The organism is Pararhizobium capsulatum DSM 1112, from assembly GCF_030814475.1.
GTDB classification, from domain to species: domain Bacteria; phylum Pseudomonadota; class Alphaproteobacteria; order Rhizobiales; family Rhizobiaceae; genus Pararhizobium; species Pararhizobium capsulatum.
The window spans coordinates 4,034,240-4,056,010 of sequence record NZ_JAUSVF010000001.1 but is presented as its reverse complement, the minus strand read 5'-3'; the positions used below and the strand labels follow the sequence as shown (position 1 = coordinate 4,056,010).

Genomic DNA, 21,771 nt, shown 5'->3' with positions numbered 1-21,771 from the left:
ATGTCTTATCTCCGCCGCCTGACCAACAGTCTCTTTTGCCTCAGTTTGACCGTGGGTCTTGTCGCGGGCGCGCACTCCCTTGCTTCCGCGCAGGAAGCGCTACCCGGTGTCACGCGGGAGCCTGCGGAAGCCCCGACGGAAAAACGTGGCCGCATCACGCCCTTCAATGGGGCAGCCCTTCCCGAGGATGAGGTACCGCCGCTTCAGCCTCCCGTGGATGCGCAGAAAGGCGATGCGAAGGCCGGAGAGACGATCGAGCCCTCCGCGGGCGTGGGCGTTTTTGACCGGATGGGCGCAATGTTACCGGCTTTGCCGGCGGAGAAGCCCTTCGATGGCAAGCCGGATGACGCCTACGGTGCGTTTCAGCGCGGATACTATCTGACGGCGGTCGAGCTTGCCCTGCCAAGGGCCCAGCTCGGCGATCCGGCGGCGCAGACGCTGGTGGCGGAAATTTTCTCCCAAGGGCTCGGTGTCGCCCGCAATACCAAGGATGCGGCCTTCTGGTACGGGCAGGCCGCCAAAGCCGGCAATCCCGCGGCAATGTTCAAATACGCCCTGATCCTTATGGAGGGCCGTGATGTTCCCCGCGACCGCAAACGCTCCGAAGAGCTGATGAAGAAAGCGGCCGATTTGGGCAATGCGCTTGCGCAGTTCAACTATGGCCAGCTCCTCGTTGCCGATACGCCCGGGCCAAAGGGGTTGAAGGCTGCTCTTCCCTATTACGAGAAGTCCGCCGAGCAGGGCATAGCCGATGCGCAATACGCGCTCTCGCAGATTTACCTGAATGTCGACGGGATCGACGAGACCAAGCGAGAAACCGCACGCAGCTGGTTGGAGCGGGCGGCGAAGGCAGGCTACGACACGGCTCAGCTCGATCTCGCCATCTGGCTTGTCGATGGCGTCGGCGGGGACCGTAATCTCGACGAAGGGTTCAAGTGGATGCGTCGTGCTGCGGAGCGAGGCAACGTCGTGGCCCAGAACAAGCTGTCGCATCTCTATATCAATGCGATTGGCACGCGGCCCGATCCGATCGAGGCTGCCAAGTGGTATGTGCTGTCGCGAAGGGCAGGGCTGACCGACCCGACGCTGGAGGATTTTTATCTGGGTCTGGAGGATGATCAGCAAAAGGCCGCACTCGATGCCGCCAACAAGCACCGCGGCAGTTAAGGCTCTTTTTTGCGGGAAGGCTTGAACTTTGACCGCTTTTGTGGTCTTGAAGCCCCCGATCTGCTGATCACGGGGCAACTGGGCAGCAATGCTGCGCGCTTTGCGCTGCGCCTTGATGGTCCGGCGATGCTTGTACCTCCCGATGGTGTCATCCGAGGCGCATGCCGAGGCTCCGATGTAAATAGTTGAGTGCGTTTGCGTCTCTTGAGATGCCGTCCTCAAAGAATATGTTTTCTGCCGGTCGTCTGCGCGGCCGGCATTTCCATTCCGAAGGAAGCCAAGATGGCCCGTTCTGCTCTTCTCAATGTCATGGTTCAGGCCGCATTCAAGGCCGGTAAAGGCCTGGCTCGCGATTTCGGCGAGGTGCAGAACCTGCAGGTCTCGTTGAAAGGACCTGGCGATTACGTTTCTCAGGCCGATCGCAAGGCTGAAAAGCTGATCCGAGACGAGCTTCTCAAGGCCCGCCCGACCTATGGCTTTCTCGGAGAAGAAAGCGAAGAGATCATCGGCACCGACGGCGCACATCGCTGGATCGTCGATCCGCTCGACGGCACGACCAACTTCCTTCATGGTATTCCGCATTTCGCGATCTCCATTGCGCTGGAGCGTCAGGGCGAGATCGTTGCTGCAGCCGTGCTCAACCCGGCAACTGACGAATTGTACACTGCCGAGCGCGGCGGTGGCGCCTTCCTCAACGACCGCCGCCTGCGCGTGGCTGCCCGCAAGAACCTGTCCGATGCCGTCATCGGCACCGGAACGCCGCATCTCGGTCACGGCAATCACGGCTCCTACCTCGTCGAACTGCGTCACGTCATGGGCGAAGTTGCCGGCATTCGCCGCATGGGTGCGGCTTCTCTCGATCTGGCCTATGTCGCCGCCGGCCGGTTTGACGGTTTCTGGGAACGCGGCCTTCACGCCTGGGACCTTGCTGCAGGGATACTTCTGATCCGCGAAGCAGGCGGCTGGGTTGCCGATATCGACGGCGGCAACAAGCCAATGGAAGACGGTTCGATCGTCGCCGGCAACGAATATATCCGCAAGGCGCTGCATGACGTGCTGCACCGGCCGATTCCGGGCAAGTAAGCTCGGTACGCCACAGGTGCAAAGGCCAGCCTTTGCTCTTCAATTCGGCGCAAAGTTCCTCTAGTCTCCCGCCAACATCGGAACGTGCGCTGCCAGTGCGCGTTGCGATGCAATGGAAAAGCGGAGACTGAAGCCTCATGGCGAAACTGGAACTGTCGGGTTGGGATGCTGCCGGTGGCTTGGGCGAAGGATACAATCCCAACAAATTGACCAGTCCCATGATCTTTTTCTGGATCATGGTGATTTTTCTGATCATCGTCGGTTTTGTCGGCGCCATCCTGTTTCGCCAGGCGCATGCGGCTTTCATGAGCAATCCGGGGCTGAACGGCCTCATTCTCGGCGTTCTGCTGATCGGTATTTTGCTCGTTTTCAATCATGTTCTCGGTCTTCGCCCGGAAGTGCGCTGGTTCAATTCGTTCCGTGCTGCCGGCAGTGCCGACAAGGTTGGTCGCGATCCGGTGCTGCTTGCGCCGATGCGGGCCTTGATCGGTCAGCGCCACTCCATGGCGATTTCGACGACGGCATTGCGCTCGATCCTCGATTCGATCGCCACGCGCCTGGATGAATCACGCGATACCTCGCGCTATCTGATCGGCCTTCTCGTCTTCCTAGGCCTTCTCGGAACCTTCTGGGGGCTTCTCGGCACGATCGGCTCGATCAACACGGTAATCCAATCGCTCGATGCCGGCACCGGCAGTACGGATGATGTGCTTTCGGCCCTGAAGACCGGCCTTTCGGCGCCGCTCTCGGGCATGGGGACCGCCTTTTCCACGTCGCTTTTCGGTCTTTCCAGCTCGCTGATCCTCGGCTTTCTCGATCTGCAGGCCGGCCGTGCGCAGAACCGGTTTTATACCGAGCTTGAAAACTGGCTGTCATCGGTGACCGATGTCAGCTCCGATATCGCCGTTGTTTCCGATTCCCCTTCGGCCGCACCGGTCGAAGAGTTGCGCGCCCTGACCGAACAGCTTTCCCGGCTGAACCAGGATGGCGGCATGAGCCAGCGCACCACGGCTGCCATGGCCAGCCTCGCAGAAGGCATCCAGGGCCTTGTCAAGAACATGCGCGGCGAACAGCAGATGCTGCGGGATTGGATCGAGGCCCAGCAGGAGGAAGCCAAGTCGATGCGCAAGACGCTCGATAAGCTGTCGGCCCGTATCGGTGGTGTCGAAAAACCGTCCCAGGCCGAGCGGCACGGTCGCGCGATGCGCGACGAAGCGGGAGAATAATCCATGGCTCTGGCACGCAAGGGCCGAAGCCAGCGTACGGTCGATTACTGGCCGGGCTTCGTCGATGCCCTGTCGACTCTTCTCCTGGCGATCATGTTCCTTCTCTCGGTCTTCGTGCTGGCGCAGTTCCTGCTCAGTCGCGAGATCAGCGGCAAGGACGATGTCCTCAACAGGCTGAACAACCAGATCAACGAGCTGACCCAGCTGCTTGCCCTGGAAAAGAGCGGCAAACAGGATATCGAAGATTCGCTTGCCAACCTGCAGGCCTCGCTTGCGACGTCGGAGGGCGAACGCTCGCGGCTTCAGGCTCTTCTGGATCAGGGTGCCGGCAGTTCGGATGTGGCCACGCAACGGATCGGAGACCTTACCGGGCAGCTGGATTCTGAAAAACAGGTGAGCGCACGGGCGATGAGCCAGATCGATCTGCTCAACCAGCAGATCGCAGCACTTCGAAGCCAGATTGCTGCCATCGAGAATGCCCTGCAGGCCTCGGAGGCCAAGGACACCGCGTCCCAGACGAAGATCGCCGATCTCGGTCGTCGGCTCAATGTCGCGCTTGCCCAGCGGGTGCAGGAGCTTAATCGGTACCGCTCCGACTTCTTCGGGCGTCTCCGGGAAATTCTCTCCGATCGCGAAAATATCCGTATTGTCGGCGACCGTTTCGTTTTCCAGTCCGAGGTTCTGTTCCCATCGGGGGGCAACGAACTCAACCCGGCAGGGCAGGAGGAGATGGCAAAGCTTGCGGCGGCGCTTCTGGATCTTGCCAAGGAAATTCCCTCGGAGATCAACTGGGTTCTGCGTGTCGATGGTCACACCGACAACGTGCCGCTTTCCGGCTCTGGCCGCTACGCGGATAACTGGGAGCTTTCGTCTGCACGTGCGACCTCGGTGGTGAAATTTCTGATTTCCAAGGGCGTGCCGGCAGATAGGCTCGTTGCAGCGGGTTTCGGCGAGTTCCAGCCGATCGCCGAAGGCGACAGCAAGGAAGCCCGCGACCAGAACCGCCGTATCGAGTTGAAACTGACGGAGAAATAGGTTCTGCATCCGGCGGCTACGGTGCTGGCTGCAGCCGCGGTTGCAAGCATACACGTGGTTCTGCTGCTACCCTTGCGTCCGCATAAGCTTCCAGAAGCTGGCCGAGAGGAAAAGCATGGATTGCAATCTGCTTCGCGTTTTGGTGTCTAGAGTTTGTCAGGGAAAGGTGGGAACCGGTTTTCTCCAAAAGACAAACGAAAACAAAAGAATCTAGAGGATGTCTGGTTCAATCTGAACCAGACATCCTCTAGCTTCCGACGACCCTGAGGTCTTCGGAGCCATGGTCGAACTGCAGGCGCGCAAGCTTGGCGTAGAGCCCGCCCTGGCGGATCAGTGAGGCGTGGTTTCCTTCCTCGATGATCCGGCCCTGGTCCATGACCAGGATGCGGTCAGCCTTCAGCACGGTCGCGAGACGGTGGGCAATAACCAGGGTGGTGCGATGCTGCATCAGGCTATCCAGTGCTTTCTGAACCAGCACTTCGCTTTCGGCATCGAGCGCGGATGTTGCTTCATCGAGTAGCAGGATGGGCGCGTTTCTGAGGATCGCCCGCGCAATCGCAATACGCTGACGCTGACCTCCGGAAAGGGTGATGCCCCGCTCACCGACATGGGTATCGTAACCGGATGAAAGGCGTGAGATGAACTCATCCGCCTGGGCGGCAACAGCCGCGGCACGGACTGCTTCTCGCGAGGCGCCAGATGTGCCGAAGGCGATGTTGTCATGCACCGAGGCCGCAAAGATCGTTACATCCTGGGGCACGATGGCCATGCGTCGGCGGAGGTCGTCTGGATCTGTTTCACGCGCGTCGACGCCGTCGATCAGGATGGCGCCCTTGGCGGGATCGTAAAAGCGCAGGAGCAGCGAAAACACGGTGCTCTTTCCAGCACCTGAAGGGCCGACGATGGCGACTGTCTCTCCGGGCCTTACCGAAAAATCCAGCCCCTTCAGGCTCTTCTCGTCAGGTCGGGCCGGGTAGGAGAAATGTACGTTGTCGAAAACGACGCGGCCTTCCGCCGGCACGGGCAACGACACCGGATTGGCGGGAGCAGCAATCTCGGGTTTTTCCGCCAGCAGTTCATTCAAGCGTTCTGCTGCACCCGAGGCCTGCGAAAGTTCGCCCCAGACTTCGGACAGTGAGCCGAGACTGCCGGCTGCGAACACCGAATAGAGCAGGAACTGGCTGAGCGTGCCCGGCGATGTGGTTCCTGAAAGCACGTCCTGCGCGCCGAACCAAAGAACCGCGACGACGCTGCCGAAGATCATGGTGATGGCAAAGGCGGTGAGCACGGAGCGCGCCTTGACCGCACCGCGCGCCGCGTCATAGGCGTTCTCCACGGCGCCTGCGTAGCGCGCTTGCGCTGCCTGCTCGCCATTGAAGGCCTGGACCGTACGGCTGGCCGCGATCGCTTCGCTGGCATAGGCGGAAGCGGCAGCAAGCGTGTCCTGCGCTTCGCGCGAGCGCCTGCGCACGGAGCGGCCGAAGCCCACGAGGGGGAAGACGATAAGCGGGATGGCCGCGAGCACGAGGCTGGAAAGCTTGGGGCTGGTATAGACCATCATGCCGATCGCTCCGAGACAGAGGATCAGGTTCCTTAGCGCGACGGACGCGGTAGCTCCAACGGCGGATTTCAGCTGGGTGGCGTCTGCCGTCAGGCGCGAAACGATCTCGCCGGACTGGTTGACATCGAAAAACGAAGCGGAAAGTTTCGTGACATGGGCAAAGACATCCCGGCGCAGGTCCGAGACGATGCGCTCTCCAAGGGTGATGACGAAGTAGTAGCGTGTGGCGCTCGCCAGTGCGAGCACGATTGCCAAGGCCATCAACATCGAGAAATAGGTATTGATGAAACCGGAATCGGATGTCGAGAAGCCGTGATCAATCATGCGTCGAATGGCCATCGGCAGGGTCAGCGTGGTCGCGGCTGCAACGACCAAAGAAACCAGAGCCCCGATCACCAGCAGACGATATCGCCTGACATAGGGGAGAAGTTGTCCGAGCGGACGCAGCGACGTTCGTCTTGCCGCCGGGGGAACCTCGTTTGCCACATGACCTCCAATCGCGGAAGAAGCGGCGAAACTCGCATGAACCTTCTTCGGCGGTACTTGTTATCCAAGCGACCATCATGTATAGGCACGGCATCAAATTGGGAAGCCGTCGCCCGCAAGCGGTCTGCGGCTTCATTTACGTGTTCGGTCCGCCTGCCGCAATGCCTTGCGACAATTGGACCCTGGAACTGCAGGAAGATTGTTATGAAGGCTAGTATCCATCCCGCTTACCACACCATCAAGGTAGTCATGACCGATGGCACCGAATACGAAACCCGTTCGACATGGGGTTCGGAAGGCGCGACCATGAACCTTGAGATCGACCCGAAGTCGCATCCGGCCTGGACTGGCGGCAACCAGCAGCTCATGGACCGCGGTGGCCGCGTCTCCAAGTTCAAGAAGCGCTTCGAAGGCCTCAACGTCTAGGATTTCGCACGCTGTCTCGGCAGCATGCGGACAAAAAGCCCGGCATTGCCCGGGCTTTTTTTGTTGCGCGCTTTTTGGTTTTTGAGCGTCTTCGCGGAAATCAGGCAATAAAAAACCCGGCGTGAGCCGGGTTTGAAATGGAACGCTTGCTTGTCTGATATCAGTTGTTGCCGAAGGCCGTCTGCAGCAGGTTGAGCTGTGCCTTGACGCCGTTCTGGTTGTCCGGAACGAAGTTGGAGGCTTCCTGCGGGCGGTAGATTTCGCGATCGAGCAGGGCAACACGATTCTGCAGGCGCAGCGAACGCTCGATCAGGTCGCGGAAGCCTTCCGGAAGATCGTTCCAGCCTGGGGCAGTGCGATCGACGTTGAAGCTGTCGAGGCGAACCTTGTTCTTTTCCGAGAGCACCTGATCGCGGCTCATTTCACCATTGTTGACGGCGCGCTGCAGCAGGAGCCAGGAGGCCATCTGCATCAGACGGGTCGTCAGCCGCATGGATTCAGCGGCGTAAAGCACCGATGCCATGCGCGGCAAAACCTTGGAGGCTGCGCGACCCGGACCGTCGAGATAGCTCGCGGTCTCTTCTACGAGGCCCATGCCTTCCGCGTAAAGAGCCTTGAACTGCGCGGACGACGCAGCATGGCCAGCGAAACTCACGGTGTTCAATCCCCGCTCGGACATGTTTTCAAATCCCTGTTAAACGCATTAACTTGATCAGGTAACGGGCCATGCGACAAAATGTTTCCATCGCCCGTTCTTATAGTTCAAGCATGATCCCATAGACCATTTCGCGCAAGCCCATTCTTAAGAAAGGGTTAATCTCCACACTTCTTTGGTTAAAGTGGAAAAAAACAAAAAAAGAGCCGCAAAAGCGGCTCTCAAGGTAAAACAGGGAGAAAAATCAGACCATTCGCCAAACGGGAAATTGTCTGAGTCCAGAGCGATCTGGATAACCTAGTAATATCTTGTAATGCTTAACAAAGCCTTAAGAGGGCCGGATTCACGAGGAATTGATACCCCTTAGCGTCATCTGGATGATGGTTGGGTTCGACGTCAGTGAGCCGATGTCCGTCACGCTTGCAATGAAACGGCGTTCTGTTGCCTCTGTTGCGCAATCAGCGGCGAAAGAAACTTTCTGCCGCCGATTTACTTGCAGATTTTTCCGATCGCGCCGCTTCCAGGCGTTCGATTTCTTCCTTCAGAAGGCTGATCCGGTTGTTCAACTCATCGACGGAAAGTTGAGAAAGGTCACTGCCGATCTCGTGAACCGGTTTTTTCTTGGGCACCTCGTCATCGAACAGGCTCATGGGTTTGCCCTCCTGTCTGGATCCGGCGTCGTCTCGTTATTCTCCTCGAAAGGTGCCGCCCGGGGCGAAAGCTGCAGACTTTCAGGCGTGGTGAGAGTGCCGGGGTTGATGGTAGAATAGGCGTCGCGTTCCGACACGGGAACGGGGGCGCGCATCCGGCTGCGGAAGATCGCATAGACGGCGATCAGGGTATGGGCGCAGGCGGTGATCATGAACAGGCCATAAGGCCCCATGATCGTCATGATCGGGCCGCCGATGGTGGGGCCGATAATCGTGCCGATACCGTAGAGCAGAAGCAGACCGCCGGAAATCTTGACGAAATCTTCCGGCGAGGCGAAGTCGTTGGCATGGGACACGGCGATCGGATAAAGCGCATTCGCGGTCGCGCCATAAATGCCGACGAAGCTGATCAGCAGGATGACGCCCGATGGTTCCACCAGATAGATCAGCAGGCCGGCAACGGCGGCAATCGCGGCGAGAGCGGCCAGCACGTAACGGCGGTCCATCCGGTCCGACAGGCGCCCGGCGGGAAACTGCATGACGGCACCGGCAAAGATGACCGTACTGACCATGAGAGCGACATCGCTATCCGTCAGGCCGGCTTGACGGCCGAACACGGCGCCCAGCGTGCCATAGGCACCGTTGGCGATGCCGATGAGCAGGATGCCCAGGAATGAAACCGGCGAGTTGCGATAAAGACCGCGAAGGTCGAGCGACACCTGCTTGAGCGGCTGGGGAGACACCGCGGTCGAAAGCAGGGTTGGCAGCATCGCCAGGCAATAGACGATACCGCAGATCATGAAGAACAGTGTGGTGTTGGTATCGCCGAAGGGGATCATCATCTGTCCGCCGACGACGCCGAAGAGCGTGATGGCGATATAGAGCGAGAAGATCGCGCCACGGCTTTCGTTGGTGGCGCGCTCGTTCAGCCAGCTTTCGATAATCATCGAGGTGCCGGCCGTCGAAAAGCCGGTGAAGGCGCGCAGCACGACCCACCAGATCGGATCGACGAGAAGGCCGGTCAGCAGCGCGATGATTGCAAGCAGCGAAGCAAAGCCACTGAAGGCCCGCACGTGACCCGCGCGCCGGACCAGTGTTGGCGCCAGAAGGCATCCGAGCACGAAGCCAGTCGCCCAGGACGTGCCAAGCAGACCAAGCAGGGTTGCAGAGTATCCTTCCGTCGTGCCGCGCATCGGCAGTAGCAGGCTGTGCAGGCCATTGCCGAGGAACAGAAACAAAGTTCCGAGCAGAAGTGCGGCGACGGGTAAAAGGTTCTTTCTCATATGAAATCCGCTGGTTCCGGGCGCGTTTAAAAAACTAGGGCGATGCGCCGGCAAATGCCAGTCGTAAAATGCCTGATGTCGGAGATTGCAAATTTCAGTCGCAGCGCATAGCCCTGATCGTACTTAAAAATGCGGCTTCGTTGCCGCTTATACGTGATCCGCAGACTGGAAATGCGATGCCGAAAATCCTGACGATCCTGTTCCTGCTGATGATGGCCATCCATATCCTCAAGCCGATCGGCCTGCCCGGGCTCAAACGCCGGCGCGACTTCTGGAAGATCGCAGTCGTGGCGATCGCCGCGATGATGGTGACCGTGCTGGTCAGGCCCTGATTAACTTTGTTACGGTTTCTCGCCGGCAGTTTTTACCGCGTCGGCATTTAGTTCTGCTTCGCTAATGGATTCCAATTCATCTGCCAGTCGGCGCATTTCTTCGTCGGGTGGTCTTTGATTGGCAACATTTGTGTTGATGAGCCTGCCCAGGGCAATCATGTTTGCCGCGAATGCGGGGCTCTCCACACCGATCAATTCGCGCCGATACAATTCCCAGAAGCGAATAAAATCCTGGGATGTCTTGTCGATGGGGTTTTCAAGGGTTACCAGCCGGTTCACAAGAGCGGTCGTTTCGCGGTAGAGGCGCTGCTGCGTGTTTGTCACGACGGCGATTTTGCTTTGTTCAAAGGGTACGTACCCAATCTCCGCATATGTCCAAATCAGTGTGCGGGCCACAAGTTCCTGTTCTATTTTATTGGGCGCAGGGTCTTCCGCCAGCGCATACGCACGCGCTTCGAGTTCATTGATCATAATACGCTTGGCGTCGCGCTGTTTTGTCAGTTCATCCCGATAGACAACCCACATATCTTGCTGTCCGGGTTCGGAAAGTTTGGAAAAGTAATTTGCGAAGCGTATTCGAAGCTCAATGTCCTGATTTACCGCGGTGGTCAGGAAGTCCTTGATATATTGCTGATGTGCCGTCTGCTGCGCTGCTCGCAACTCGGCTTCTTTTCGCCAGTTTTCGAAAAGCGCACTGTAAAAATTGATAAAACCCGGTACGAGAACGCCTGCGAGACCGACGATGAAAGTTCCCAAGACGACTTTCCAGACGCCAAGACGGGCTTCGTACCGTCGCAGCTCTATTTCCTCCACACTGGGTTTTGAATTTGCAAATTGCGTTACTGAGTCGCCTTCGGACACGGTCGCCTCCGCTGAAACTTGAGCGAAGCAACAATACAACTTTTCGTAGTATTTTGAAGGAAAAACTAATTTAGATTATTGTATTTCTGAAAGCCCGGCCGCTTGCACGGACCGGGCTTCCCCTGTTCCTCCTGAAACGGTTATCAGGCTGCCTTTTCGAGGTCCTTCTTCCAGCCGCCCGTCGCGGCGAGGCTGCACATGCGGGCGCGGTGCAGGAAGGCACGCTGACCGGCTGCGATATTCTCCGGCTTGCCGCCCCAGGCGGTGAGCGCCTCGGCCTGCAAAGCACGGCCATAGGAGAAGGTGAGGCCCCAGGGCAGGGTGTGGCCGGCGACAATGGCCGAGAGATGAGCGGTTGCTTCTTCCGTGGACTGGCCACCGGACAGGAAGGCGATACCCGGCACGGCGGAGGGCACCGTGCGCTTCAGCACTTCTATGGTGCGGTCCGCGACTTCGTTGACGGAAGCCTTGCGGTTCTTCTTGCCGTCGATGACCATGCTCGGCTTCAGGATCATGCCTTCGAGGGAAATGCGCGCTTCGGCCAGCTCCTCAAATACGATGCGCAGGACGTTTTCCGTGACTTCATAGGAGCGCTCGATTGTATGATCGCCCGGCGTGCCGTCCATCAGCACTTCCGGCTCGACGATCGGAACGATGCCGGCTTCCTGGCAAAGGGCGGCATAGCGAGCAAGCGCCTGGGCGTTGGCGCGGACAGCACCGCGGGTCGGCAGTACGTCGGAAATGGAGATCACGCCGCGCCACTTCGCGAAACGGGCGCCGGCGTCGTAATAGGTTTTCAGGCGGGCAGCGAGGCCGTCGAGGCCTTCGGTGATGGTTTCGCCGGGAAACTTCGCCATCGGCTTTGCGCCGGTGTCGACCTTGATGCCGGGTACGGCGCCGGCGGCGCGGATGACATCAACCAGCGACGTGCCATCGGCAGCCTTCTGGAACAGGGTTTCTTCATAGAGAATGACGCCGGAGATGCAGGATTTCATCGCATCGTCAGTGCGCAACAGCATCTCGCGGTAATCGCGACGGGATGTTTCGGTCGATTCCAGGCCGATGGTTTCGAAGCGCTTGCCGATCGTTGCCGTGGATTCGTCGGCAGCCAGCAGGCCCTTGCCCTTGGCGACCATGGCGGCGGCAATATCTTCCAGTCTTTCGCTCATCAGCATTCTCCCTGTTTGGTTCGGACGTACAGTTCGCCGATAGCAGAAGAATAACGCGATGCAAATTAAAATTAAAATGTTTAAAACGATTGAAATAATTTTAATCGATTGAAACTCTGCAGTAATTTTCTTGAAGATCGTTCGTGAAAGCAAAACCCCGGCGCGAAGCCGGGGTTTCCATTGCAATATCAAAAGACGGATTACTTCGCCTGGTTGAGGATATCGACGCCGGGAAGCGGTTTGCCTTCCATCCATTCGAGGAAGGCGCCGCCGGCCGTCGAAACATAGGAAAGGTCGTCTGCGACTTCAGCATGGTTCATGGCCGAAACTGTATCACCGCCACCGGCGACGGAGACCAGAGCACCGCTCCTGGTGCGAGCAGCGGCGTGCCTGGCAACGGCAACGGTTGCCTTGTCGAAGGGGGCGATTTCAAAGGCGCCGAGCGGACCGTTCCATACGAGCGTTTCGGCCTTGGAAACCCATTCGTTGACGGCAGCAATCGACTTCGGGCCGACATCGAGCACCATGGCATCGGCCGGGATTGCATCGATATCGACAACCTCGTTGTCGGCACCAGCCTTGAATTCCCGGGCGACGACGCCATCGACCGGAAGCACGATGGCGCAACCCGAGGAAGCTGCCTCGATCATGATCTTCTTGGCGGTTTCGGCGAGATCATGCTCGCAGAGCGACTTGCCGACGTCGGTGCCGCGTGCCGCGATGAAGGTGTTGGCCATGCCGCCGCCGATGACCAGCGCATCGACCTTCTTCACGAGGTTCATCAGCAGGTCGATCTTGGTCGAGACCTTGGCGCCGCCGACGATGGCGACGACCGGGCGCTTCGGATTGCCGAGGCCCTTTTCCAGCGCCTCAAGCTCCGCTTGCATGGTGCGGCCGGCATAGGCGGGCAGGACCTGGGCAAGACCTTCCGTCGAGGCATGGGCGCGGTGGGCGGCCGAGAAGGCATCGTTGACGTAGATGTCGCCATTGACGGCCAGCGCCTTGATGAAATCCGGATCGTTCTTTTCTTCGCCCTTGTGGAAGCGGGTGTTTTCAAGCAGCAGCACGTCGCCATTGTTCATGGCAGTCACGGCCGTCCCGGCCTTTTCGCCGATGCAATCGGCTGCGAACTGGACGCGGTGGTCGAGGATGTCCTCGACATCAGGTGCGATGGTCGAGAGCGACATGTCGGCGACCGGTTCACCCTTGGGACGGCCGAAATGGGCGAGGAGGATTACCTTTGCGCCTTTTTCGGATAGTTCGCGAATGGTCGGCACGACGCGCTCGATGCGGGTAGCATCGGTCACCTTGCCGTCCTTGACCGGAACGTTGAGATCGACGCGCACGAGCACGCGCTTGCCGGCGATATCGGTGAGATCGTCGAGGGTCTTGAAGGTCATCAGTTTTCTCCGGTCATAGTCTCTTGAAAAGGGTGGGGTAATCCGTCACCAGCCCATCCGCATCGACGGGAAGCTCGGCCGTGAAGCTGCGGTCCTCTGCTTCATAGCGATAGAGCTTTTCTTCGTCGAGGCAGGTGTAATGCTGTGCGTCCCGCAAGGGCTCAAACGTATCGAACGGCACGTAGAGCATGTCTAACTTTGCGGTGCCATGCTGCGGTTTGAGCGCGAGGCGACGGATCGGCAGGGTATTGGTGAAGGGGGTTCCGGCAAGATCGATATCGATGCAGCCGTCGAACAGGGGAAGGGGAACGTCCGCTTCGTTGCGCCAGTGCCCATTTCCGTCGGACGTAAGTGCCAGTCGCCTGCCATCCGTGGTTTCGACGCGGAAGGAAAGCACTGCCCAATGAGCGTTGCAATCAATGATGTAGTGGACGCCGTAAGGGCGGCGGCCGCGCTCTCCGATCAGCACGCTTGAGGCGCGAATGCCGTCGGCGTGAGGACCCAAGCTCAGATGTTCGAGCCCTTCCCCGTCCAGCGGGCGCCAGCGGGCCGTGGTCGGGGAAAGGGCGCGAAACATGGCTTTAGATCAGCTTTGCCATCGCAACGGCCGTGTCGGCCATGCGGTTGGAGAAGCCCCACTCGTTGTCATACCAGGAAAGGATACGCACGAACTTGCCTTCGAGAACCTTGGTCTGGTCGTTGGCGAAGATCGAGGAGTGGCTGTCGTGGTTGAAGTCACGCGACACCAGCGGCTCGTCGGTGTAGCCGAGGATACCCTTGAGGGCGCCGTCGGCAGCAGCCTTGATCGCACCGTTGATTTCGGCAACCGTCGTGTCGCGCTTGGCAACGAACTTGAAGTCGACGACCGAGACGTTCGGGGTCGGCACGCGGATCGAGGTGCCGTCGAGCTTGCCCTTGAGGTGCGGCAGCACGAGGCCGACGGCCTTGGCAGCGCCCGTCGAGGTCGGGATCATGGAGAGCGCTGCAGCGCGGGCGCGGTACAGGTCCTTGTGCATGGTATCGAGCGTCGGCTGGTCGCCGGTGTAGGAATGGATCGTGGTCATGAAGCCATGATCGATGCCGACAACGTCGTCCAGGGTCTTTACGACCGGAACGAGGCAGTTGGTGGTGCAGGATGCGTTGGAGATGACCAGGTGTTCCTTGGTCAGTTCGTTGTGGTTGACGCCAAAGACGACGGTGAGGTCAGCGCCGTCGGCCGGTGCCGATACGATAACGCGCTTTGCGCCAGCCGTCAGGTGCAGGGCAGCCTTGTCGCGAGCCGTGAAGATGCCGGTGCATTCGAGCGCGATGTCGACGCCCATTTCGCCGTGCGGCAGGGTCGCCGGGTCTTTGATGGCGGTGACCTTGATCGGCTTGCCGCCGCCGACGATGATCGTGTCGCCCTCGACCTTGACGTCGGCCGGGAACTTGCCGTGGATCGAGTCGTAGCGCAGCAGGTGGGCGTTGGTCTCGACCGGGCCGAGGTCGTTGATGGCGACGACTTCGATGTCGGTGCGGCCGGATTCGACGATGGCGCGGAGAACATTGCGGCCGATACGGCCAAATCCGTTGATGGCGACTTTCACTGTCATGCGGGAATCTCCCTATAAAAGGTTCTTGGGAAGGCGGGGTCGGAGCGCACCGTCAAAGCGCGCTCCGCAATGCGTTAGGAAACCTTGGCTTCAGCGGCAGCGACGATCGCTTCCACGGTGATGCCGAAGTGCTTGAACAGGTCCTTGGCCGGGCCGGAGGCGCCGAAGGAGCGCATGCCGATAAAAGTGCCGTCGGCGCCGATGAACTGGTCCCAGCCCTGGCGAACGGCAGCTTCGACACCGATCTTGACTGGAGCCGTTCCGAGCACTGATTTCTTGTACTCATCCGACTGTTCATCGAAGAGTTCGACGCAGGGAACGGAGACGACGCGGGCAGCGATGCCCTTGCCCTTCAGTTCGGCCGCTGCCTTGACGGCAAGCTCGACTTCCGAACCGGAAGCGAAGATCGAAACCTTGGCATCGGCGGTGGAAATGAGTTCGTAAGCACCCAGCGCCGAAAGGTTCTCCGCAACATATTCGAGACGCGCCGGTGCCAGGTTCTGGCGGGTCAGCGCCAGGCCGGAGGGACGATGCTGGCTCTCGAGGGCAAGCTGCCAGCACTCGGCGGTTTCAACCGCGTCAGCCGGGCGGAACATCAGCAGGTTCGGGATGGCGCGCAGAGCGGCCATATGCTCGACCGGCTCGTGGGTCGGGCCATCCTCGCCTACGCCGATCGAATCATGCGTCAGGACGTGGATGACACGGATGCCCATGAGAGCGGCAAGACGGATCGAAGGACGGCAATAATCCGAGAAGATCATGAAGCCGCCGGAGTAGGGGATCAGACCACCGTGCAGCGCGACGCCGTTCATGGCGGCAGCCATGCCGTGTTCGCGGATGCCCCAGTGCATGTAGCGGCCCGAGAAATCGGTCGGGGTGATCGACTTCATCTGGCTGGTCTTGGTGTTGTTCGACGGCGTCAGGTCGGCAGAGCCGCCAAGTGTTTCCGGCAGGATGCCATTGATGACCTCGAGCGCGTCTTCCGAAGCCTTGCGGGTGGCAACTGTCGGCGGGTTTTCAGCGAGCTTCTTCTTGTAGGCGTCGATTGCTTCGTCGAAGTTGCCAACGAGTTCGCCGGCAAAACGGCGGGTAAACTCGGACTTCTTGGTTGTTTCGGTCGCGGCAAGGCGGCCTTCCCATGCCTTGCGGGCATCGACGGAACGGGTGCCGGCAGCGCGCCATGCGTCGAGAACGTCGGCCGGGGTCTCAAACGCCGGGCTTTCCCAGTTCAGCGCCTTGCGGGTTGCGGCGATTTCTTCCGCGCCGAGCGGCGAGCCGTGAACCTTGTGGGTGCCGGCCTTGTTCGGGGCGCCGAAGCCGATGGTCGTCTTGCAGGCGATGAAGGTCGGACGATCCGACTTCTGGGCAGCTTCGATCGCAGCTGCAATCTGTTCCGGGTCATGGCCGTCGACTTCAATCGTGTTCCAATGAACAGCCTTGAAGCGGGCGATCTGGTCTGTGCTATCCGAAAGCGAAACGGCGCCGTCGATGGTGATGTTGTTGTTATCCCAGAAGAGAACGAGCTTGCTGAGCTTCAGGTGACCGGCAAGTGCGATCGCCTCGTGGCTGATGCCTTCCATCAGGCAGCCGTCGCCGCAGAGCACATAGGTGAAGTGGTTCTGCAGGTCGGAGCCGAACTCCTCTTCGAGCTTGCGCTCGGCGATCGCCATGCCGACGGCATTTCCGATGCCCTGGCCGAGCGGGCCGGTGGTGGTTTCGATGCCCGAGGCATGGCCGTATTCCGGGTGGCCGGCAGTCTTGGAGCCGAGCTGGCGGAACTGCTTGATGTCCTCGATGGTCATGTCTTCGTAGCCCGTCAAATAGAGCAGCGAGTAGAGCAGCATCGAGCCATGGCCGGCGGACAGCACGAAGCGGTCACGGTCAGCCCAGAGTGGCGCCTTCGGATCGAATTTCAGGTAACGGGAGAATAGAACCGTTGCCACGTCGGCTGCGCCCATCGGCAGGCCCGGGTGACCCGAGTTTGCCTTTTCGACGGCATCCATGGAGAGGAATCGGATCGCATTTGCCATCCGGTCATGTTTTTCGCGAGAGATCATAGACTGTTCCGCTTGAGTTCGTGGACAGGGAACGGTCTCTATCCTCCAAAGACCGTATCAGAAGCGGCTGACACATAGCACCTGCTTCGTTGGAGTCAATAAAAACGGCCCTTTTGACCGGCGCGATGGCACATTTTCGAGTGGTCGAAGCAGCAAGGCCCTTTGCATGGGTGTGCGGATACAAATCGATTTAAAAGATGCTTGATCCACAGCTTCTGCCTTACTGCGGGGCTGTTGCCGTTGTTCCCATCAGCGGAATGGGTTTAATAGCGTTGGGACCACAGGACATGCGAGGCCGCTGCGCCGATTCGGCGCGGGCCGGAAGGACGACATGACGTCAGGAAAGACAGTCAGGGCAGCGATCGAGGACCTGCGCGGCGCCGTGGCCGGTCTGGAAAGCGCGATCGACCGGCGTTTCGACCGCGAATTGGACCAAGGCGAGATCGAGAGCGAGGTCCGGCGCGTCAACACGGATCGTTCCCGGCTGGCCCAGGAACTCGATCAATCACAATTTCGCGCCAACCGTCTGGAGGAGGTCAACCGCGAAGTGTCGCGTCGTCTGGTGACGGCCATGGAAACGATCAGGGCAGTTCTCGACCGCTAGGGCGGTCAAACGGGATCAGGTGAGGCATGGCGCAAGTAACGGTAATGATCGATGGCAAGGCCTATCGTATGGCTTGCGAGGAAGGTCAGGAAAGCCATCTGGAAGAGCTTGCCGGGCGATTCGATCAGTATGTCGGTCACCTCAAGACCCAGTTCGGCGAAATTGGTGACCTGCGGCTAACGGTCATGGCCGGCATCATGGTCATGGACGAACTCAGCGAAGTGAACCGCAGGCTGAAGGCACTGGAAACCGAAGTCGGCAATCTGAAGCGCGCCCGCGATGAGGCGGTGCTGGATCATGCGAAATCCGAGGAAGCGCTGGCTATGGCCCTTTCCGAGGTTACCTCGCAGATAGAAGTCATTGCCGCCAAAGTCAGCGTGCCACCCGCCAAGCCTTCGGCCTGACGAGACCATCTTCATGTTCGGGGAGGGGAGGCCGAAGCTTTTCGCTGATGGTCCGATTAGTTTCCGGGGACCACTGGCGCCCATCCCGAAAGCACACTATATTCCCGATGCGGTCTGCGCTTCCCGACAGGAACCACAATCCCTGGGGCCATACTCGATCCAACGGGAGCTGTCCCTGACCAGGCTCGTGGGCCTGGACATATGGCGCCCACCTACGTTTGTAGGCACCCAGGATCGTAAACATCCATCGGTTGTCGTGGATCGCACTTTTCCCTTTTCCCTGGATTTTATCACGAACGACAACGCGTGCTGCGCGCGCAGAGATGATAATTTCGACTGGGGTATCAGGAAATAAGGTCCATGCGCGCGGCGCGGAAGATTGCTTCCGCCACGTTGCCGGCTTGCAGCTTGCGCATGGCCGAGACGAATGCATCATCAATGCGGTCGTGGGAAATATCGGTTTCGAGGGTGATGTCGTTGCGGGTCCGTCCACGGGCCGCGAGCGCAAGGCACCGCAATTCCAGTGCATTGAGTTCCTGAAGCAAATTGTCCTTCATGGACATGCCATTCCCATTTCTACAGCTCTCCGCGGAAAAACCCCGTGGCCACCGAACTGTGTTTCTGCTGATTTCGCTTGTTCTTGCACCGCTCGATCGGGCTTGGACAGCGAAACCCCGCAGGATGATGAACAGACTGCTAACCATGTTTCATTTCGAGCAAGACGTTGCGCGGGCTTAAAAAGTTGCGCAGGTTGCAGTTTATTGCGCCGGGGACACGACAGATCCGGAGAGAAGACGATGACATCAGGGGCTCTATTCCAGTGACACCCAGGGAACTGAAAAATAATCTGCGCAAGGAGCGGCTTGCTCTGCGCGATGCTCTCGATCCCCAGGCGCGCATTGCAGCAAGCCTGTCCATCCTTGAGCATGCGGGAGAAGCGATCGAGCTTTCGCCGGACACGGTGGTTTCCGGCTTCTGGCCCATACGCTCGGAAATCGATGTTCGCCCGCTGATGGTGCATTTGCAGGAGCGGGGCGCGCGGCTTTGCCTGCCGGCCATCATCGACAAGGAGACTATCGTCTTTCGCGCGTTTTCGCAGGCTGCGGATATGATCGGGACGGGCTTCGGGACGTCAGGGCCGGGACCGGATGCTGCCGTGCTGGATCCGGACATCATGCTGGTGCCGCTTTCGGCATTCGATAGAGGCGGCCATCGCATAGGCTACGGCGCCGGCTATTACGACCGGGCGATCGACCGATTGCGGGCCAAAGGTAAGACACCGAAGCTGATCGGGATTGCATTCGACTGCCAGGAAGTGGCATCAGTGCCCGCCGAACCGCATGACGTGGCGCTCGATGCCATGCTGACGGAAAGCGGCTTTCGTATTTTTGGATCGGGGATCGACGGATGAGACTTCTGTTTCTGGGTGACATGGTGGGCAAGACCGGCCGTACGGCGGTCTGGGATCGATTGCCCGGCCTCGTCAGCGACCTGAAGCTCGATTTCGTCATCGTCAACGGCGAGAATGCCGCCGGCGGCTTCGGCATCACCGAGGAAATCTTCCTCGAAACCATCAATGCCGGTGCCGATGTCGTCACCACCGGCAATCACGTCTGGGACCAGAAGGAGGCCGTGGTGTTCTGCGAACGGCACGACCAGTTCCTGCGACCTGCCAACTATCCGGCGGGGACGCCCGGACGCGGTTCCAACCTCTATTTCGCCCGCAACGGCGCGCGCGTGCTGGTCGCCAATATCATGGGCCGGGTGTTCATGCACCCGGAGCTTGACGATCCCTTCAAGTCGGCCGAGGCGATCCTTGCGGCATGTCCGCTGAAGGAGCAGGCCGATGCCATCATCTTCGATTTCCACGCCGAAGCGACGAGCGAAAAGCAATGCTTCGGCCACTTCGTCGATGGCCGCGCCAGCCTCGTGGTCGGTACCCATACCCATGTGCCGACCGCCGATCACCAGATCCTCAATGGCGGCACCGCCTATATGAGCGATGCCGGCATGTGTGGCGACTATGACAGCTCGCTCGGCATGGAAAAGGAAGAACCGCTCAACCGGTTCATCTCCAAGATGCCGAAGGGCCGCTTCGAGGCAGCGTCCGGCCCCGCGACGATCTGCGGCCTCGGTGTCGAAATCTCCGATCGCACCGGCCTTGCAGAAGCCGTGGCTCCACTTCGAATCGGCCCACGTCTTGCTGAAAGTATTCCGGCGTTCTGGGAGTGAGATGACACCGGGCTCGCCTCCTAAGCCGTTCGCGCCTGAGCCTGGCGATGACGCGATTGTGAAATAGCCGGCGCGCAATCCGCTTTACCTGATGTCGCTCATGCCTATCCTGCGCCGTGCAAATCCTTGCAAGCGAGGTGCATGATGCTGCGTTATGCCATCTACACATTTGCCGCGATCGTGCTTTTGCATACCCTCTGGCCAATGAAGGCCCATGCCCAATCGGCAACCCCGGTGCCGAGGGTCAGCCAGTGCCAGGCGATTGCCGGCGCGCTGCCGTCAGCTACTTTTGCAAGCTTCACGCCACCGATTTTCCCGGCCCAGGCCGCAGGGGAGGAGGTGTCGATCACCTATGTCGGCCATTCCACCTTCCTGATCGAAACGCCCGGCGGCATTGCGATCGCGACGGATTATAGCGGCTGGTACAAGCCGCCGCGCCTGCCGACGGTCGTAACGATGAACAAGGCGCATTCCAGTCATTTCACGCTGACGCCCGATCCCGCAATCAAGCATGTCCTGCACGGTTGGAGCGATGACGGAAAGCCGGCGGACCACGATCTCGTGGTGGGTGATGTCTCCATCCGCAATGTCACCACCGATATCCGTTCCGGCTACGGCGCCATGGAACCGAACGGCAATTCGATCTTCATCTTCGAAGTCGCAGGCCTGTGTATCGGCCACCTCGGCCACCTGCATCACGAACTGGACGACAGCCATTATGCAGAGATTGGCCGGCTGGATGTCGTCATGGTGCCGGTCGATGGCGGCCTGACGATGGGGGCGGAAAGCATGAGCCGGGTCGTGAGCCGCCTGCGGTCGGCGCTCATCCTGCCGATGCATCGCCGCGGGCCGCCGATCGATAATTTTCTCTCGATGTTTGATGAAAAGTTCGATCGTTCATTTGCCGAGAGCGACAACGTTATCGTCTCGCTCCGCTCCTTGCCAGGCAAGCCTTTGATTTATATCCTCAAGGGCGTGTGACATAGCCTTGCATGGGACCATCCCGCGGCATGTCTTTGGAGATCGCCCCATGTATCTTCGTGCGCTGCTGTTTCTCGTGTTGCTGCCGCTGGTCGCGCAGGCTGAGGGCGTCCCGCCGCCGCGAATGCCGACCGCGGAGGGTAGCGCGACCAAGGCGACGCCAGATGTCGCCGGATCCATGGGTGAGCAGGAAGAGTTCGTCCTGCCCTCCGGCAATATCGGCTGTATCTACACTCCGAAAGGTGGCACGGACGTGTATCGCCCTGCCGATGGAGGGCCGGAGCTTGTCTGCGATCGGGTGGAACCGCGTTATGTCAGGGCTGTGCTTTCTCGAACAGGGCCGGGGGATCTGCTGCGGGACGTCGGTGATCCCAGCTGCTGTTCAGCAGGCCCGGTGCTGGACTATGGCCAACGCTGGTCGGCAGGTCCTTTCAGCTGCCTCTCCACACGCAAGGGGCTCGCCTGCAAACGCGACGACGGCCATTCCTTCTTTCTCAGCCGCGCGCGCATCGAGACAAACTAAAAAATCGCCCCCTGCTGGACGAAAAGCGCCGATGAAACTATAAG

General features: G+C 59.6%; 23 protein-coding genes and 1 other RNA gene. 13 read left to right on the top strand and 11 right to left on the bottom strand.

What is annotated here, in order from left to right; genetic code table 11:
* The 4 genes from QO002_RS19555 to QO002_RS19540 all read left to right on the top strand — a co-directional run bounded on the left by QO002_RS19555 (position 1) and on the right by QO002_RS19540 (position 4,511).
* The gene (locus tag QO002_RS19555; RefSeq protein ID WP_307232695.1) at positions 1-1,167 is read left to right on the top strand and encodes a tetratricopeptide repeat protein; all 1,167 of its coding nucleotides are present in this window, start codon (positions 1-3) and stop codon (positions 1,165-1,167) included.
* Between the two features lie 282 nt (positions 1,168-1,449).
* Positions 1,450-2,250 carry an inositol monophosphatase family protein gene (locus tag QO002_RS19550; RefSeq protein ID WP_307232693.1) on the top strand — a complete coding sequence of 267 codons (801 nt, stop codon included), beginning with the start codon at positions 1,450-1,452 and terminating at the stop codon, positions 2,248-2,250.
* A gap of 137 nt (positions 2,251-2,387) precedes the next feature.
* Entirely contained in the window at positions 2,388-3,476 is a 1,089-nt protein-coding gene (locus QO002_RS19545; protein WP_307232691.1) for a MotA/TolQ/ExbB proton channel family protein, read from the top strand.
* A gap of 3 nt (positions 3,477-3,479) precedes the next feature.
* The gene (locus tag QO002_RS19540; protein WP_307232689.1) at positions 3,480-4,511 is read left to right on the top strand and encodes a peptidoglycan -binding protein; all 1,032 of its coding nucleotides are present in this window, start codon (positions 3,480-3,482) and stop codon (positions 4,509-4,511) included.
* A gap of 247 nt (positions 4,512-4,758) precedes the next feature.
* On the opposite strand, the gene QO002_RS19535 is transcribed toward QO002_RS19540, so the two are convergent.
* On the bottom strand, positions 4,759-6,558 hold the full coding sequence (locus QO002_RS19535; RefSeq protein WP_307232688.1) for an ABC transporter transmembrane domain-containing protein: 1,800 nt from the start codon (positions 6,556-6,558) through the stop codon (positions 4,759-4,761).
* Between the two features lie 204 nt (positions 6,559-6,762).
* Here QO002_RS19535 and rpmE point away from each other — a divergent pair, with 204 nt between their 5' ends.
* A complete protein-coding gene (gene rpmE / locus QO002_RS19530) occupies positions 6,763-6,984 on the top strand; it encodes a 50S ribosomal protein L31 (protein ID WP_307232686.1) in 222 nt (73 codons plus the stop codon).
* Positions 6,985-7,144: 160 nt separating this feature from the next.
* Here rpmE and rcdA read toward each other — a convergent pair whose 3' ends face one another.
* The 3 genes from rcdA to QO002_RS19515 all read right to left on the bottom strand — a co-directional run bounded on the left by rcdA (position 7,145) and on the right by QO002_RS19515 (position 9,572).
* Positions 7,145-7,663: a protease adaptor protein RcdA gene (rcdA, locus tag QO002_RS19525; RefSeq protein ID WP_307232684.1), complete on the bottom strand. Its 519-nt coding sequence runs from the start codon at positions 7,661-7,663 to the stop codon at positions 7,145-7,147.
* A gap of 434 nt (positions 7,664-8,097) precedes the next feature.
* A complete protein-coding gene (locus QO002_RS19520; protein WP_307232682.1) occupies positions 8,098-8,289 on the bottom strand; it encodes a DUF1192 domain-containing protein in 192 nt (63 codons plus the stop codon).
* Positions 8,286-9,572: an MFS transporter gene (locus tag QO002_RS19515; protein ID WP_307232679.1), complete on the bottom strand. Its 1,287-nt coding sequence runs from the start codon at positions 9,570-9,572 to the stop codon at positions 8,286-8,288. Before QO002_RS19515 ends, QO002_RS19520 begins: the two co-directional genes overlap by 4 nt.
* 176 nt (positions 9,573-9,748) lie before the next feature.
* On the opposite strand from QO002_RS19515, the gene QO002_RS19510 reads away from it, so the two are divergent.
* Positions 9,749-9,904 (top strand): hypothetical protein, encoded by a 156-nt coding sequence (locus QO002_RS19510; RefSeq protein ID WP_307232677.1) that lies wholly within the window; start codon positions 9,749-9,751, stop codon positions 9,902-9,904.
* A 9-nt stretch (positions 9,905-9,913) separates the two neighbouring features.
* Here the strand turns inward: QO002_RS19510 and QO002_RS19505 are convergent, their stop codons facing one another.
* The 6 genes from QO002_RS19505 to tkt all read right to left on the bottom strand — a co-directional run bounded on the left by QO002_RS19505 (position 9,914) and on the right by tkt (position 16,983).
* Positions 9,914-10,765, bottom strand: a complete 852-nt coding sequence (locus QO002_RS19505; RefSeq protein ID WP_307232676.1) for a hypothetical protein — start codon at positions 10,763-10,765, stop codon at positions 9,914-9,916.
* Between the two features lie 143 nt (positions 10,766-10,908).
* The gene (locus QO002_RS19500) at positions 10,909-11,934 is read right to left on the bottom strand and encodes a class I fructose-bisphosphate aldolase (protein WP_307232674.1); all 1,026 of its coding nucleotides are present in this window, start codon (positions 11,932-11,934) and stop codon (positions 10,909-10,911) included.
* A gap of 200 nt (positions 11,935-12,134) precedes the next feature.
* The gene (locus tag QO002_RS19495; protein ID WP_307233545.1) at positions 12,135-13,337 is read right to left on the bottom strand and encodes a phosphoglycerate kinase; all 1,203 of its coding nucleotides are present in this window, start codon (positions 13,335-13,337) and stop codon (positions 12,135-12,137) included.
* Positions 13,338-13,347: 10 nt separating this feature from the next.
* Positions 13,348-13,911 carry a putative glycolipid-binding domain-containing protein gene (locus QO002_RS19490; protein WP_307232672.1) on the bottom strand — a complete coding sequence of 188 codons (564 nt, stop codon included), beginning with the start codon at positions 13,909-13,911 and terminating at the stop codon, positions 13,348-13,350.
* Positions 13,912-13,915: 4 nt separating this feature from the next.
* Positions 13,916-14,926: a type I glyceraldehyde-3-phosphate dehydrogenase gene (gene gap / locus QO002_RS19485; protein WP_307232670.1), complete on the bottom strand. Its 1,011-nt coding sequence runs from the start codon at positions 14,924-14,926 to the stop codon at positions 13,916-13,918.
* Positions 14,927-15,000: 74 nt separating this feature from the next.
* Positions 15,001-16,983: a transketolase gene (tkt, locus tag QO002_RS19480; protein ID WP_307232668.1), complete on the bottom strand. Its 1,983-nt coding sequence runs from the start codon at positions 16,981-16,983 to the stop codon at positions 15,001-15,003.
* A gap of 331 nt (positions 16,984-17,314) precedes the next feature.
* Between tkt and QO002_RS19475 the strand changes: the two genes are divergently transcribed.
* The 3 genes from QO002_RS19475 to ssrS all read left to right on the top strand — a co-directional run bounded on the left by QO002_RS19475 (position 17,315) and on the right by ssrS (position 18,258).
* The gene (locus QO002_RS19475) at positions 17,315-17,587 is read left to right on the top strand and encodes a DUF4164 domain-containing protein (protein ID WP_307232666.1); all 273 of its coding nucleotides are present in this window, start codon (positions 17,315-17,317) and stop codon (positions 17,585-17,587) included.
* A gap of 26 nt (positions 17,588-17,613) precedes the next feature.
* Positions 17,614-17,991 (top strand): cell division protein ZapA, encoded by a 378-nt coding sequence (locus tag QO002_RS19470; protein WP_307232664.1) that lies wholly within the window; start codon positions 17,614-17,616, stop codon positions 17,989-17,991.
* A gap of 108 nt (positions 17,992-18,099) precedes the next feature.
* Positions 18,100-18,258: non-coding RNA, 6S RNA (ssrS, locus tag QO002_RS19465), on the top strand.
* A 77-nt stretch (positions 18,259-18,335) separates the two neighbouring features.
* Here ssrS and QO002_RS19460 read toward each other — a convergent pair.
* Positions 18,336-18,548: a helix-turn-helix domain-containing protein gene (locus tag QO002_RS19460; RefSeq protein ID WP_307232662.1), complete on the bottom strand. Its 213-nt coding sequence runs from the start codon at positions 18,546-18,548 to the stop codon at positions 18,336-18,338.
* A 263-nt stretch (positions 18,549-18,811) separates the two neighbouring features.
* Here QO002_RS19460 and QO002_RS19455 point away from each other — a divergent pair, with 263 nt between their 5' ends.
* The 4 genes from QO002_RS19455 (at position 18,812) to QO002_RS19440 (ending at position 21,727) form a co-directional block, all read left to right on the top strand.
* Positions 18,812-19,402, top strand: coding sequence for a 5-formyltetrahydrofolate cyclo-ligase (locus QO002_RS19455; RefSeq protein WP_307232660.1), 591 nt, complete (start codon positions 18,812-18,814; stop codon positions 19,400-19,402).
* Entirely contained in the window at positions 19,399-20,223 is an 825-nt protein-coding gene (locus QO002_RS19450) for a TIGR00282 family metallophosphoesterase (protein ID WP_307232658.1), read from the top strand. Before QO002_RS19455 ends, QO002_RS19450 begins: the two co-directional genes overlap by 4 nt.
* 141 nt (positions 20,224-20,364) lie before the next feature.
* Positions 20,365-21,204 (top strand): MBL fold metallo-hydrolase, encoded by an 840-nt coding sequence (locus QO002_RS19445; RefSeq protein ID WP_307232656.1) that lies wholly within the window; start codon positions 20,365-20,367, stop codon positions 21,202-21,204.
* Positions 21,205-21,253: 49 nt separating this feature from the next.
* A complete protein-coding gene (locus QO002_RS19440; RefSeq protein ID WP_307232654.1) occupies positions 21,254-21,727 on the top strand; it encodes a hypothetical protein in 474 nt (157 codons plus the stop codon).
* The last annotated feature ends 44 nt before the right edge of the window (positions 21,728-21,771 follow it).